Genomic DNA, 13,175 nt, shown 5'->3' with positions numbered 1-13,175 from the left:
ATGCTGACGATCATGCCCGATGCCAATTCCGTAGGAAAGGGGCCGGTTAGCTTAGGGTCACCTTCGGATCGATGTAGAAGGTCGAGGAGGCTTTGGCGGCCTTTACCCGGATCATCACCCAGCCCTTTTGCTGCGGCGTGAATGACACGGCCATCTTGAACTTGGTGGTGCTGCCGCCCCATGTCTCTGAGCTCGAGGTGTGGCCTGCGTTGGCGGCTAGTGAATCAGTCTTGCTGTCGTTGACGAACGAGGCTTGCGGAGACGAACTACTGCCCAAGTATTCCGCCTCGATCCAGATGTCGTCATTGTTCGGAACCGCACCGCCGCCCCAAATGCCCTCGATCGTCGCGGTAACAGATGACCCCGTCGTATCGTTCCAGATGGCGATCGGCAGCGAAGTAAATGGAAAAGGCCAGGTCGAGTTGGCGGTCGTCACAATCTTCCAAGATAGCGGCGTCGTGCCGTTCGAAGCGCCACCGCTTCGAACGATCGTGGTCTCCTCGGTCAGCGTGCCGGCAAATTGATATCTTGCCTGCCGGTAGTTTGTCGCATCGCCGGCAACGCGGAGGACATCGACTTGCGAGGCGCCCGGTGCAATCGGTGTCGCGGCCACTGTGACAGCGGCATCGATCTTGCAATCCGTGAGGGTGATCACGTTGGCCGTAGGCGGGCCTGAAGTGGCCTCTATGATCGTCTTTCCCGAGCCCAGCGCGCTGAGATCGACTCCCCGGAGGTCGATCTTTGCGCCACAGGTAGACACCTGCCTGATGAGGCCGGTCGGAATGGTCGCGCCAGTTATCGCAGACGGCGTGTCCTTCCAGATGAAATCGGCTGCGATTCTGATGTTTTGACCTGTATTGGTGAATTGCATGGTTGTGTTTTCAAGCTCCACGAAGCAACCGAGGGAGCTGGCATTGCCAAAGGATATGTTCCCGCTGTTGGAAACAGATGCGCCGAGCCGTAGCGCACAATTCTTCAGTTTCACGCCCATGGACGATGCGCCACACATCGAGACGATCGCATTGCCACCAACGCCCGCTGAGAAAGTTACGCCTTCGATGATCGTCCGCGAACTGCTGCCGCTCAGGATAATTGGCTGACCGCTCCCGGTTGTGGTGACCGTCGCAGTCGTGCGCAAATCGGCCGATACAGGCGGCACGGTGCCGGAGTGGTTCACGCACAGGACTGTCAGCGGTGCCGTCGCCGACCCCGCCGATGTCATCGTAATGGTGCCGGTTTGGGATTCTGCGTGATCCTCGGAAACAAATATCGTGTCGCCCGCTGCCGCTGCCGTGAAAGCAGCCGCGAGCGTCAGGTAGGCATTGGCCCAATCGGCACCAGTCGCTGCACCGCCGGCACCCGTCCAAGCTGCTGCGCTGACAGACGCCGGCCTGCTGCGACGTGCTGCTCTTGCCCGGCCTCGCGGGCGGAAACCGCCTTTCGAAGGCCTTCCTCCGCTTTCGCGATGGCGGCCGGACGCTGGGGGACAACGAGCAGTTTCTCAAAATCAGGTTCGGAAGGTTTCGACGCGAGGCGGGCGAGCATTTTTCTGGGGCTCCGTGGTTCGGGACTGGTGCGATTGTTACCCGCCTGAGTCCGGCCTGACCCGTCATGCATGACTATTTTTTTCGTCTTAGCGCGGCCAGGAGTTCGCGTTCCCGTAGCGCCGGCTCGCGAGATGAGCGGACTATCGAAACCAGGTGTTCGGTGACGATCACCGACAGCGCACCCTCACACGTCTTTTGGTTTGTGCTGTCGACATCCGGATATCGCGCCAGGACCGACGCAGCGACGAGTTCGGGGTTGAGGCTCAAACCAAAAACCGATTCCTTGGCCTTCTCGCGCTCGCGCCTACGTCCTTGTGCTTCGCCCCACGAAGCCCGTTGGAGCTCGGCCTCGGCTTCGGAGAGATTGGCAACGGCACGGGCGCCCATGGCGTCACCGGCCCATCGCCAATTGTGGCGAGATTTTCTTACGGCCGAACCTTTTTTCTACCGCTTTAGCGAAAGGAAACGATGGGGAGCGGTCTAGCTTTCGAACGCCTTCAGAGCGTCGATGCCCGCCCCCATGGTGGGGGTACATGCTGGCGCGCCTAGTGTCGGCCGCGTACCGGCTCCCGACGGAAAATACGCAAAAAGCCAGATTAAAATTCTGGGATGGCCAATGTGGCTTGCAGATTGAGCGAGCGGAAACATCAATTTGCAAACTTGCGCGCTTTGGATCGGCGAGCGGTCCAGGGCCTATACGCGGGCAGACCAACATTCCCCCCCGACGGGGTTGCATCGGAACCAACCACCGGCGCAGCTGTTTTACTTTCATGCTCATCGGAGATTTCGACACCACGCCGCTCAGGCACACAGCGCTCTTTCGCGATGCCAAGGTCGCGATGCTGACGCACCGAGTGCTTTTCCACATGGATATGACCGCGGCTGCGGCCGACAAGGTCGAGGAAGCGTTGGCGGATTTGCTCGATGCGACTGCGGTGGAGGTGGACGTGCGCCCGTCGGTTCGATACCGCGGTCCGGTGCGGTCTGAACCGCCGGATTACAGGCTCCGGGAGTCGCAACTGTAGCGGGATCGAAGTCATTAGCCGCCCCTCGATGCAACGCTATAGGCGCTGGCAGGGGTCTCGCGCGTAGACGCTGAGCCTTCTTCGTTCCCTGCCTTCTTTTCGCTTATCTCTAAGGTTCCCTCCTTATAAGGCGGACTGCCGTAGTCCTGTGTATGGCGGACTGCTGTAGTCCGGTCAGATAGGACTGCCGTAGTCCGGTCAATGTGCGCCTTTTTCAGTTGCATGGGTTCGGCCGGAAGCGGCTTTGTAGAAGCTTCCAGCACCTCGAAAGCCCAGTACATATTCAGCCGATAGGCGACGCCACGTTTGTGCCGCGTCACCTTCTCTCGGCTCTCCTCATCCAGTTGAGATATTCTGCCTCTACTGATGGCGCCCGAATCGCACATGGCCAGGATCGCCCTGCGCACCTGCCTTTGGTCCCCTACGCCGGCGTACTGCGCGAGCGTTTGTTGAGATGGCCAGGCAACCTTTGTTTCCGGGTCGGCGTGCTGCATAACTCCGATCGCGATGCGCAACTGTAGCGGACTATGTTTGTGGTCGTGGGAAAGCCCAACGGCGGTCAGCCAATCGAACTTTGTGAGCTCGATGAGCTCTTTCTCCCAAGGCAGGCGTCTGCGCTCAGGCTTGGGCACCGGCGCCACCGCTTGCAATCGTTTCGGAGGCGGAATAATCTGGCGGGATTAGAGGCTTACCAGCCCTGCACAATGTCCCGCAAGCCCGGTCGTCCCCAACGGCCGGGTTTCGCGTATCAGGTGGTCGCATCGGCGCCTCCTGCCCTGACCGCGTTGGCCAGCCTCACCGCCACGCAAGCTGCCTTGGGGTCGAGGCCAAAACGGCGGCGAAGTTCCGGAATGGCTGGGCCTCGCTGCTGGCGCGGGACTTCGACGATGTAGCGGGCGGCTTCCTGGATAAGGAAGTCGGGTTCGCGATCTTCTTGCATCAGGCGCCCTCCTCCGTTGCCCGCTTCCCGAGTTCCACGATTCCGCGGATTGTCTCGGCTGCATCGGCGAGGATCACACCGGCCGTCGACATGTTGTGGAGGTGCTTGTCGACCTTCGCCTTCAGGATCGTGAGGTTATCTTCGGTGCGCCTGTGCTCGGCCGTTTCCTCGTCGATCCAGCCATTTTTGAGTTCGAAGGCAATCGACTCTTCTCCGCCGTCGATTTTACGGCTGAAGGCGACAAGGTGATCGAACCACTTGTGCTCCGCTTGGAGCACGTCAGCGATCGATTGCAAGCGCGTGGCGATGGCATCGTGGATCTCAATGATCGAGGCGTTTGGGCCGGCGGATGGAATTTCGACAGTGGTGGCCATCTATGCGGCCTCCGACCGACTGGCCGCGATGCGCTCGTTAATCCACGCCACGACCTCCGCGCGGACGAAGGCGATGCGCTTGTCGCCTAAAGCAACCGGCTTGGGAAATAGGCCGGCCGCGCGCTTCTCATTGATGCTTGTCCTGGAGAGGCTGGTAATCCGAGCCGCTTCTTTGATCGAAATCAGAACAGCGTCGCTGTCCATGGTCTGCCACCTTTCGCTTGTGCGGCGAGGTGGGACCATTGGTCACCACCGTCGTCGCCGTTGACGTTGTGGCCAACCATCTAGACCATGAGACGCAGACGCGTCCCTACAATCAAATCGGCTATTTTAGCGTGTTGCCATATTTGCGTTTTACTCGCCGGTAGCTGTCTTCGACGGCGCGCGGCGTCACGTTCTGCGACTTGAGCACACTGTTAGCGACATGCTCGCATGCGGACTTGAGCGTCAGTGGTTTGGCTCGTCCACCGTTGAGGCCCAGAATGGCATCCACCATACCCCAGCGTTGAAAGTCGTTTTTTACCGCTTCTGTGACAGCGTCGGGCGATCCGCGCCGCCCGCGTTTTCCATGATAGATTGACTGCATCTGCAGCACCGCGGACGCAGCCCATTTGGGAAGTGTCCGGTCAAGCTTATAGCAAAGCCAGATAGCATTCCTCATGGCGGAGATGTCGCCGTCTTTCGTCCAAATCACTTCCATGAATTCAAGTTCTTTGGAAAGAGCCAGGGCCGACTGGGGATCAGCAGCTTCAGGAAGATCAGACATGGCGTTTCATCGCTACGACGTTGGCAGCGCCCTTGGTCGTCGACACATAGGCTGACCAGGCATCCATCAACTTGCGTCGCTTCGCCAACGCAGAGCCGCGGCGATAGGCTTGCTCGACCTCGTCGCCTACCTTGTGCGCTAACGCCATTTCGGCGACGTCTCGCGGAAAGTTTGTCGCATCGCCGCACCAGTCCCGGAAACTCGACCGGAAGCCGTGCACGGTGAACTCGCCTTTGTTCATCCGACGCATGACGGCGGTCATCGCCATGTTGGACAGAGGCTTTTTCGGCGCGGCGCCCGGGAATACATAGTCCGAAAGCCGCTTTTCCTTTAGGCCCTGCAGCACAGTTAGCGCGCGCGCTGAGAGCGGGACGACATGTTCGACACCGGCTTTCATTCGCTCGGCCGGAATCGTCCACAGGGCCTTCGAAAGATCGAATTCGGGCCACTGCGCATTCAGCACTTCGCCCGACCGTGTCGCCGTCAGAATGCAGAGCTCGAGCGCCCTGGCGCCAAAGCCGTCGACGCCTACAAGCCGCCCCATGAAGGCCGGGACGTCTGCATAGGCCATCGCTGCATGGTGGCCTCTGGCGAGCCGCTGGCGGGCCGGCAGGATATGGTCGAGATGACCTTTCCACCGTGCTGGGTTTTCGCCCGACCGCAGCCCGACGGCCTTGGCATAGTCGAGCACCTTCTCGATGCGGCCGCGCAAGCGCGAGGCTGTTTCTTGTTTTTCCGCCCAGAGAGGTCGAAGCACCCGAACCACATCATCCGTCGTGACGTCGCCAACGGGGATCTTGCGCAGCGGCTGCGCATATTCGGCTAGCGTCATCTTCCATTGCGCGGCATGCTTCGCGTTGCGGAAGGTGTTCTCTTTCGAGGTCAGCAACTCGTCGGCGCACTCGCCAAAGGTGCGCAGCTTTATCGTTCTCCGGCGATGCGCCATCTCTTTCGTTGGATCGCCACCGTGCTTGATGATCTCCCGCGCCTCGTCGGCCCTGCTGCGCGCATCGGCCAGACTGATCTTCCCCGATGCATTGCCATAAGAGCCGAGACCAAATTCGCGACGCACGCCCTGGCGAATGCAGATGAACACCCAACTGCGCGTTCCAGACTTTTGGACATACAGCCACAGACCGTCGCCATCGCCATGCCGACCGGCCGGCAGGCCCTTTATCTGCGTATCGCGTAGCTTGTGGCGCGCCATATTTTCCTAACGGATTTCCTAATCGACATGGTTGCCAGCGAAGTCATTAACGTGCAATATGTTCTGGGATATTTGCATGGGGATTAGGAAAAGCAAGGGGTCGCCTGACAATAAAGTCAGCAAAATCAATCGTCTGGCGGTCTCCCTCTCCGCCAGATTGCTTTCCGCTTGAACTCCCTGCGGGAATCTCGTTCCCATGGGAAAATTCCGGTTCAATGCTCGGGTCGATCTTCGATCGGCGGCCAGTGTGCCTGTCCGACGTGGTCATGTTCGACCGAGTCAGCGGTCGTGGACTACCATCCGATGTCCGTTTTGCTTGTCCGTTTTCCCGGCTTCTGTAATATGGTGTACCTGTGGGAAGGGGGCGGCCATGGACGAAATGGACGTTCTGGACGCCGTGGTTGTGGGTGCCGGATGGGCTGGCCTCGGCGTCAGTTATATGCTTGCCCAATCCGATATGCGGCATTGCGTCTTTGAACGCAGGCGAATCGGCGAAACGTGGCGGACCCAGCGTTGGGACTCGTTCCACTTCAATCTTCCCAACATGTACAGTGTGATGCCCGGCGATCGTTACGACGGCCCGGACCCGGAAGGGTTTATGACGCAGATGGAGTTCGTTGCGCTGCTCGAAGACTATGCGCAACGTAACAGACTTCCAGTTCGCACCGACGTCTCGGTCACAAAACTGGATTCAAGTAACGGGATATTTCGCGTCGTGACGCCGGAGCGGACGTGGCGGGCAAAAAACGTGGTTGTCGCTAGCGGTAGCTTGAACCGCCCACGTCGACCGGCGTCCGCCTCCACGTTGACGGGCGGGCCAGTGCAGCTCGATGCCTCCGGCTACCGTAATGCCGGCGACCTTCCCGCCGGAGCCGTCCTTGTCGTCGGCAGCGCACAGTCGGGCTGCCAGATCGCCGAAGATCTGATCCTGGCGGGCAGGGAGACCTATCTTGCGACGGGCCATACTGGCCGTCTGCCGCGACGCTATCGCGGGCACGACATTGTCGTGTGGATGGTGAAGACCGGATTGGTCGACGCGCCGCGCAAGGATTTCGTCGATTCCTCCGGCCGCGTTGCCGGCAGGCCCTTGATTGGTGCGTTGCACACGATAAGTCTGCAGTCTCTCAGCGCCCAGGGAGTCGTGCTGCTCGGACGATTTGTCGGAGTGGAGAACGGCCAGCCTGTCTTCGCCGACGACGTTCTCGAAAACATTCGGTTCGGCGACGAGATTTCCGCGCAATTCAAAAATCGTATCGATGAATTTATCCAGCACAGCGGTCTCGATGCCCCCGCACCCGTTGAGGAGGAGGCGGAGGCGGTCACCCCGCGACTGCCCAGGCGTCCCATCCTCTCGCTGGACCTCATCGAGCGGAACATTTCAGCGGTTGTCTGGTGTACAGGCTTTGACGGCGATTTCAGCTGGATCGATGTACCGGGTGTTCTCGACGAGCGAGGCCAGCCGGTCCACGAAGATGGCGTTGCCTCGGTTCCCGGAATCTATTTCGCCGGGCTCGACTTTGCGTCCACGCGCCGGTCAGGGACCGTTATGGCGGTTGAAGACGAAGCGCGTCGATTTGTCGGCCAGATATTAGCTCGGACCGATCGGCCAACAGTCTATACGAATGGGCATATCTAGAAGAAATCGGCGGTTATCGACGCCATAAGGCTGGTCAAGGGCTGGAATGGGTCTCGCGATGATTGATCGACACCATTGGCAACTCGATGGCAGTGCGCCGGAACTTTACGAAAGATACCTGGTGCCGGCGATTACATCGAAATGGGCAGCCGACCTCGTAGGTCGAGCGCGGCCCAGTGCCGAAGAAAACGTTCTCGACATAGCATGTGGCCCGACGATCTGGAGTCGCAGGAAGTGCTGGTGAGGAGCGGGCTATGATAAATCCAAACGCCGTGCTCGACCCTCTATCAGCAGCGATCGAGCCGAGCAACGACATGATCGTTCTGCCGTTCGACCACGCTTACCGCAACAACTTCGGAATGATCCCTGTGCGCACTCAAGACGATTTCATGCTCGTCTCGCCGTCGCACTACGGCCCTGAGCGCTACCCGCCCGGGCTCTTACATTCAATAGGTCCGACGCCCACCATTTTAGCCCGCTGCCTCAACGGTGGCGGGCTTTTCATTTGGCGGTGGGGACTAGCGGGATTAGCGGGCAAAATGCCGTCGCTTTCGAGTTTCCGCAGATGTGGTAAGGTTGATTGTCGGCGAGCAGCAGAGGTCCAGCAACAATGACTTTGAGACGAACCAGAGCTTACGGCACATCCGGCTTGGTTCTAGCGGTTTGCATTGTATTTGCTTGGCAGAACGCCGCTGCCGCTCAAAATTGCGACGCAGCCGCGACGCCTGGCGTCGATTGGCAGGACTGTGACAAAAAGCTTCTCATCCTAAAAGGACAGGACCTGAGCGGGGCGAACCTGATCGGTGTTGATTTCACTTCGACCGACCTCAGGAACAGCAATCTCCTTGCGGCAAATTTTGAGAAGGCAACGCTTGTGCGTGCTTCCTTGGCCGACTCGACCGCCAAAGGCGTCCGGTTCGACAAAATCGAGGCCTACAGGACCGACTTCAGCCATATGGACGCGCAGGGCGCTGTGTTTACGGGCGCGGAAGTGCAGCGCTCGAATTTCGAGGGCGCCAATCTGACCAATGTTGATTTCACAAAGGCGGAATTGGGGCGAGCGCAGTTCCATGACGCCGATATCAGCGGCAGCCGCTTTTCGTTTGCCAATCTCGCGCGGGCGGACTTCCGAGGAGCGACGTTCACCGCGCCGATAGACTTTGACCGCGCTTTTTTCTTTCTGACCCGTATCGAGGGCCTCGATCTTTCCAATTCGGCGGGTCTATCCCAGTGGCAGCTCAACATGGCTTGCGGAGACGCCCGGACCGAGTTGCCTTCCGGCTTGACGAGGCCTGAAGATTGGCCCTGTAGCGAGCCATAGGCTCGGCGCCGTGTCGCTGCCGGGGCTGAAATCGTCAAGCGCGCCCTTGCGGGGGTAAGCTTGGGGATGGCTGCATGCCTCCTGATGGCCGGCATGGGCGCCTGTAGGCTGTTTCGCTAGCGCCTTTTCGTGAGGAGACTATGGGCAAGCATTTCCGCGACGAACAGATCGAGGAATTCCTAAAAGCCTACGTCGCGAGGTTCCCGGACGTCGTAGAGCGAATGGAACATGTCATGTTGAATCCGTTCGACGACAATGACGAGCTGATGTCCCAGAACTTCCGCGAGATTTATCGGGTCGCACAGTCGATGGAATTCTTCACGGCATACGCGACGCATGAGCCGAGTGCGATCCATCATTTGGTCAGGGACGTCGCGAGACGTGTGTCGGATGGGCTTGGCCCTATGGGATCGAGAAAAATCAAATATTGACGCGCCGCCTGGCTGAGGCCTGGATAGCAAGATGCCCCACCGGAATCAGCCGGTGGGGCTCTTGGAACAGCCCACTTAGGGACTAGCTGACGGGGCTGTTCGGCGGTGTGACCCGGGGAGGATCACATCTGCAATTTGGCGCCTTCCTTTGCCCGGCACATCGGCCGAACAGATGAGGACGCTTCACGCGCCTGGCGAGTCTTGTGCCGGCGCTGCGATGGTGATTTGCCCCCGGTTTTCTAGAAGGGCGCCAATGGACACACCGGGGACAATTTTGCGGCCGTCGGGTCAGCGCTATCGATCGTCAAGGAGATCAAGGCGATCGATGCGCAGATCGATCAGGCGACGTTGAAGCTGAAGGTTGCCGAACTAACTGAAGCCCTTGCCGATGCCAAGCTCGGCTCGTGCACGAGAAAGACACTCAGATGACGGCACTGGTCAAATACCGAGCTGAAAACCTCATTGATCACAACGGATTTCGCCACCAAGCGAAAGATGGCAAGGCATCAGGGTTGCCCTACTGCCCCGTTTGCGAGGCGAAGGGCCTGTTTCTCAAGATCGTACAGGATGTTGGGATTGCTGGCCATCCATACCGGTGCCCAAGCTGCAAGGCGCAATATGGATATCATGGCCTCGGTGCCGAGACACGTGATCCCCTTTACATCGGCGCCCTTGTTGAGGCGCCGGCCGCACCAGAATCATCGGCATGGCTCGGGGTAATATCAAAGTAGGCGACGAGGTCGCCGTCACCGCCGTTGTGCGCGGCGGGGTGACACCCGATCGCATAAGCGTGACGATGCCTTCCCGCATTCGGCTGTGGATTCGACATCGAAGGCTGTCATCGGCCAGCATATGGAGCTAACCGGCCGCAGACTGATGGTCACCTTATCGCCGTCGATGCGCGTAACGTGGCCAGGTCGGAGAACTTGGTCATTTTCGAGTTGGATTGTCGACAAGCGGCGCTTTTCTTTTCGGCGGCACGTAGCTTTCCACCAGGCGCACATGCTCGGCGTCGACCGTCACCAACGGCCCGCCCATCTACGGCACCGGGCCGCCATCGACTGTAACTTGCCCTCTCAGGGGTGAGACTCAGTAAGGCTTAAGCCCCACGTTCAGGAGGCGGCGCGTTCGGGTCGGGGCAATCAGACAATTGCTCACACGCAGAGGGCCGATCGCCAACTCCGCCATAACGTTCCACCAGTTTTGCGAATCCGTAGGCGAAGGCGAAAAGAAGCGCCAAGACAGCCACTATTCGGACGGCCATGCGGGATTATAGCAGGATTTCCCCCGCTACCTTGCCGAAATCGTAAAGCGCTCCCGTCGGGGGAACCGGCTTGCGTGCAGAACGGAGGGAGCCCCATTCTACAATACGTTATATCGGCGTATGATCTCTCGCCAGCCGGCACCCATTTGCCGGTTAGGCCCGGCGGTCAAACCCCAAGCCCCCCGCCCCTGACCGCTGGGCCGCAGTAGCCGCGCCAGCGCGCATTTATGCCGACCGTCTGCCAATGTTGGCGCGACAGGAAAGTGCATCGTTTTACTCAATTTCCAATTGCTGGACTCGCGCGATGCGTCGGTAGTTTAATTTTGCATCAGGCCAAGGAGTGGAAGGGTCGCGAACTGGGAGGAACTAGACACATGGATTTCGAATTCGACATCCGCCCTCCGTCTGACGATCAGCCGTACGAAATCACCTCTTTCGCCAAAAAGTACGGCCTTACGATCCCAATTGCGGACGCCGTGCTCTTCGCCAAAGGACCGTCGCGGACGGCATGCGATGCTGCCGCACTGGCTTTCCTCTGCGCTATTGCCGCACAAGCCAAGAGACAGAGGTCGCAATAGGGACGCCTAGCGCCAGCCCTCTACATCGCCGCCGTCACCGCTGCGATGCTCGCCAGCGCGGGTCTGGCGCTACAGGCAGCGCGAGATGATCGGCATGGCCGCTTGCCTGCTGATGGCCGCCCTGTGGGGGCGCTCGGGCACTATTGGCCCATGTTGACCGACAGGAAGACATCGCTTCCAATGTCGCGCGTGACTTGCCACTTGGGGTCATCAACTACGGCTCCGAGCACGATCGCCATTCAAACTTCGCGACGCTCTTGGAGAGCCCGATCGCGCCCGAAAATTCGCCTATGCCTGCGCCTACTGATCCTGCAGTTATCTTTTTCACTTCGGGCAGTACCGGCCCGGCAAAGGGCGTAGCCCATAGTTTCGAAAGTCTGGGCAGTATGATTGCCAGCTTCGCACAGGGCTGCCAAACTGCGGCAGACGACATCGTTCTGCTGAGCGGATCCATGTCGCACATCGGAGCGCTCCTGGACGCTCTCATGGGACTCGCAGCCGGCGCTGGTGTCGTCGTCCCGCCAAGCTTCGATGGACCCGGGCTCCCTGTTGATGCTGCGCGAGCATCGTCCAACCATACTCATCGCTTTGCCCTCGGTCCTCTTCGGGTTGGTTCGGGCGAAGAATGCCAGGCGCGAAGACTTTTCGTCATTCAGACTGCTCTGTGCCGGCGGCGATAAAATGCCGCTCGAGCTGGCGCTCGAAGTTACTGCGCTCAGCGGCTTGTCCGTCAATGAGCTGTACGGCATGTCTGAAATTGGAGTTGCCACGATCAACCCTCCTGACGGGCTCAACAAAGCGGGTTCGATCGGGCGTCAGATTGTCGGCTACCAGATATCCATCCGCGACGATAACGGCAATGAACTGCCTCCCGGCGCTCAGGGGCGCCTTTGGATCAATTCGCCTTGCAACATGGTCGGCTATTGGGGTGATGCAGATGCAACGCGTGCCACCATCAGGGATGGCTGGCTGGACACCGGCGATGTGATGAAGATAGACGAGGACGGATACCTTTGGTTCTGCGGGCGGCGAAAACAGATCATCGTACACGATGGCTCGAACATCAGCCCGCAGGACGTCGAGGAAGCGCTTATGCGGCATCCCGCAGTGGCAATCGCCGGAGTTGTCGGGTCCCTGACACCGTCCATGGCGAAAATGTCCACGCGTTCGTAACTTTCAAGCCAGGCGCCGCGCAGCCAGCCCCGCAGGAGCTTATCCATTTCGCTCGCGCCAGCGTTGGCTATAAGGCACCGGAGAGCGTTTTTTTACTGGATGAGATGCCCCTCAGCGCCACGGATAAGGTTGATCGGGTGGTGTTGAAGAAGTTGGCGGAGCGCCTTCTGAAACCGGAAGCATCAACAGGGTAGGCATCAGAGGCTCGATAAATTTCAGCCGGCCAATGCCTCGCCAGCGCGTTTAGGCTGGCCGCTGTCCTACAGCGCCGAAGCCGTCCGCGCGTCCTGGCGCTTGCCTGTGCCCGCGTGCCACCGTAGCCAAGCCTGCTCGGACTCCTGCCTGTAGCCGGCCGGCATCGGCTGCCAGTCGGCCGGCGGCAAGCGCATGCACCATTTCGGCTCGCGATATCCCCAGTGCTCAAGTCCGACCATCTGCGAGCCATCGAACCAGACCGACACATTGAGTTTGGGGAAGTGCAACACCTTGGCCTGCCACCAGGTGCGATCGATCTCGTATTCGCCTGCACTTCCGCCCAGCCAGACCAGCCGCGGCCAGGGCACTTGGTTAGTTCGCTGTCTCGCATGGCTCGCGTTAGCCTGTCTCGTTTCGGGACCAAAATGCTGGCACCGGTTTTGCGCTGCATAGATTGCCGGTGCTCTTCCTCCCACCGGTCCTGATCGGGGATCAGGAAGTAAACTTTCGCCGGGCTTGAGGGAATTGGGGTTCCTCGCCCGGCGAGTTTTCTTTCAATGCAGCACCATGGCGCCAACGGCGGCGATCGAGGAGATGAAGGCAAGCCAAGCAATCATGGATGCGATGACATTGACGGGATGACAGATCAGGAGCAAGTTGAGCGCACCGACCGAGCCTGGGCGGCCCGGGCGAGATCGCGTGTGCGATGAAAACCTCG

At 59.5% G+C, this 13,175-nt stretch carries 18 protein-coding genes and 1 pseudogene; 9 read left to right on the top strand and 10 right to left on the bottom strand.

The features are described 5' to 3' along the window. Window positions 1-46: 46 nt before the first annotated feature. The 3 genes from JQK88_RS29770 to JQK88_RS29760 all read right to left on the bottom strand — a co-directional run bounded on the left by JQK88_RS29770 (window position 47) and on the right by JQK88_RS29760 (window position 1,934). On the bottom strand, window positions 47-1,222 hold the full coding sequence (locus JQK88_RS29770; RefSeq protein WP_203280312.1) for a hypothetical protein: 1,176 nt from the start codon (window positions 1,220-1,222) through the stop codon (window positions 47-49). Between the two features lie 89 nt (window positions 1,223-1,311). Continuing rightward, window positions 1,312-1,545 (bottom strand): hypothetical protein, encoded by a 234-nt coding sequence (locus JQK88_RS29765; RefSeq protein ID WP_203280311.1) that lies wholly within the window; start codon window positions 1,543-1,545, stop codon window positions 1,312-1,314. Window positions 1,546-1,619: 74 nt separating this feature from the next. Next, on the bottom strand, window positions 1,620-1,934 hold the full coding sequence (locus JQK88_RS29760) for a hypothetical protein (protein WP_203280310.1): 315 nt from the start codon (window positions 1,932-1,934) through the stop codon (window positions 1,620-1,622). 383 nt (window positions 1,935-2,317) lie between these two features. On the opposite strand from JQK88_RS29760, the gene JQK88_RS29755 reads away from it, so the two are divergent. After that, the gene (locus JQK88_RS29755; protein WP_192252563.1) at window positions 2,318-2,572 is read left to right on the top strand and encodes a hypothetical protein; all 255 of its coding nucleotides are present in this window, start codon (window positions 2,318-2,320) and stop codon (window positions 2,570-2,572) included. Between the two features lie 14 nt (window positions 2,573-2,586). Here the strand turns inward: JQK88_RS29755 and JQK88_RS29750 are convergent, their stop codons facing one another. The 6 genes from JQK88_RS29750 to JQK88_RS29725 all read right to left on the bottom strand — a co-directional run bounded on the left by JQK88_RS29750 (window position 2,587) and on the right by JQK88_RS29725 (window position 5,859). Further along, entirely contained in the window at window positions 2,587-3,204 is a 618-nt protein-coding gene (locus JQK88_RS29750) for a helix-turn-helix domain-containing protein (protein WP_203280309.1), read from the bottom strand. Between the two features lie 116 nt (window positions 3,205-3,320). After that, window positions 3,321-3,512, bottom strand: a complete 192-nt coding sequence (locus JQK88_RS29745; RefSeq protein ID WP_192252567.1) for a hypothetical protein — start codon at window positions 3,510-3,512, stop codon at window positions 3,321-3,323. After that, a complete protein-coding gene (locus JQK88_RS29740) occupies window positions 3,512-3,886 on the bottom strand; it encodes a hypothetical protein (protein ID WP_203280308.1) in 375 nt (124 codons plus the stop codon). Before JQK88_RS29740 ends, JQK88_RS29745 begins: the two co-directional genes overlap by 1 nt. Continuing rightward, the gene (locus JQK88_RS29735) at window positions 3,887-4,090 is read right to left on the bottom strand and encodes a helix-turn-helix transcriptional regulator (RefSeq protein ID WP_192252573.1); all 204 of its coding nucleotides are present in this window, start codon (window positions 4,088-4,090) and stop codon (window positions 3,887-3,889) included. Window positions 4,091-4,211: 121 nt separating this feature from the next. Further along, a complete protein-coding gene (locus JQK88_RS29730; RefSeq protein WP_192252576.1) occupies window positions 4,212-4,652 on the bottom strand; it encodes a hypothetical protein in 441 nt (146 codons plus the stop codon). Beyond that, the gene (locus JQK88_RS29725) at window positions 4,645-5,859 is read right to left on the bottom strand and encodes a tyrosine-type recombinase/integrase (protein WP_203280307.1); all 1,215 of its coding nucleotides are present in this window, start codon (window positions 5,857-5,859) and stop codon (window positions 4,645-4,647) included. Before JQK88_RS29725 ends, JQK88_RS29730 begins: the two co-directional genes overlap by 8 nt. A 370-nt stretch (window positions 5,860-6,229) precedes the next feature. On the opposite strand from JQK88_RS29725, the gene JQK88_RS29720 reads away from it, so the two are divergent. The 8 genes and pseudogenes from JQK88_RS29720 to JQK88_RS37595 all read left to right on the top strand — a co-directional run bounded on the left by JQK88_RS29720 (window position 6,230) and on the right by JQK88_RS37595 (window position 12,456). Beyond that, a complete protein-coding gene (locus tag JQK88_RS29720) occupies window positions 6,230-7,495 on the top strand; it encodes a flavin-containing monooxygenase (protein WP_192252579.1) in 1,266 nt (421 codons plus the stop codon). Window positions 7,496-7,749: 254 nt separating this feature from the next. Next, complete coding sequence (locus JQK88_RS29715; protein WP_203280306.1) at window positions 7,750-8,109, top strand: hypothetical protein; 360 nt, start codon at window positions 7,750-7,752, stop codon at window positions 8,107-8,109. Beyond that, window positions 8,106-8,816 (top strand): pentapeptide repeat-containing protein, encoded by a 711-nt coding sequence (locus JQK88_RS29710; RefSeq protein ID WP_192252586.1) that lies wholly within the window; start codon window positions 8,106-8,108, stop codon window positions 8,814-8,816. Before JQK88_RS29715 ends, JQK88_RS29710 begins: the two co-directional genes overlap by 4 nt. Window positions 8,817-8,956: 140 nt before the next feature. Then, complete coding sequence (locus JQK88_RS29705) at window positions 8,957-9,247, top strand: hypothetical protein (RefSeq protein WP_203280305.1); 291 nt, start codon at window positions 8,957-8,959, stop codon at window positions 9,245-9,247. A 425-nt stretch (window positions 9,248-9,672) separates the two neighbouring features. Continuing rightward, on the top strand, window positions 9,673-9,978 hold the full coding sequence (locus tag JQK88_RS29700; RefSeq protein WP_203280304.1) for a hypothetical protein: 306 nt from the start codon (window positions 9,673-9,675) through the stop codon (window positions 9,976-9,978). Window positions 9,979-10,885: 907 nt separating this feature from the next. Next, complete coding sequence (locus JQK88_RS29695; RefSeq protein ID WP_203280303.1) at window positions 10,886-11,089, top strand: hypothetical protein; 204 nt, start codon at window positions 10,886-10,888, stop codon at window positions 11,087-11,089. Between the two features lie 143 nt (window positions 11,090-11,232). After that, window positions 11,233-11,956, top strand: a pseudogene (locus JQK88_RS37600) (ANL family adenylate-forming protein); the annotation flags it as partial. A gap of 146 nt (window positions 11,957-12,102) precedes the next feature. Further along, a complete protein-coding gene (locus JQK88_RS37595) occupies window positions 12,103-12,456 on the top strand; it encodes an AMP-binding enzyme (RefSeq protein ID WP_376740473.1) in 354 nt (117 codons plus the stop codon). Between the two features lie 66 nt (window positions 12,457-12,522). Here JQK88_RS37595 and JQK88_RS29685 read toward each other — a convergent pair whose 3' ends face one another. Continuing rightward, window positions 12,523-12,825 carry a hypothetical protein gene (locus JQK88_RS29685; RefSeq protein ID WP_203280302.1) on the bottom strand — a complete coding sequence of 101 codons (303 nt, stop codon included), beginning with the start codon at window positions 12,823-12,825 and terminating at the stop codon, window positions 12,523-12,525. Between the last annotated feature and the right edge of the window lie 350 nt (window positions 12,826-13,175).

The sequence above is a fragment of the Mesorhizobium caraganae genome, from assembly GCF_016836705.1.
GTDB classification, from domain to species: domain Bacteria; phylum Pseudomonadota; class Alphaproteobacteria; order Rhizobiales; family Rhizobiaceae; genus Mesorhizobium; species Mesorhizobium caraganae.
This window is presented reverse-complemented; position numbering and strand designations above follow the sequence as displayed.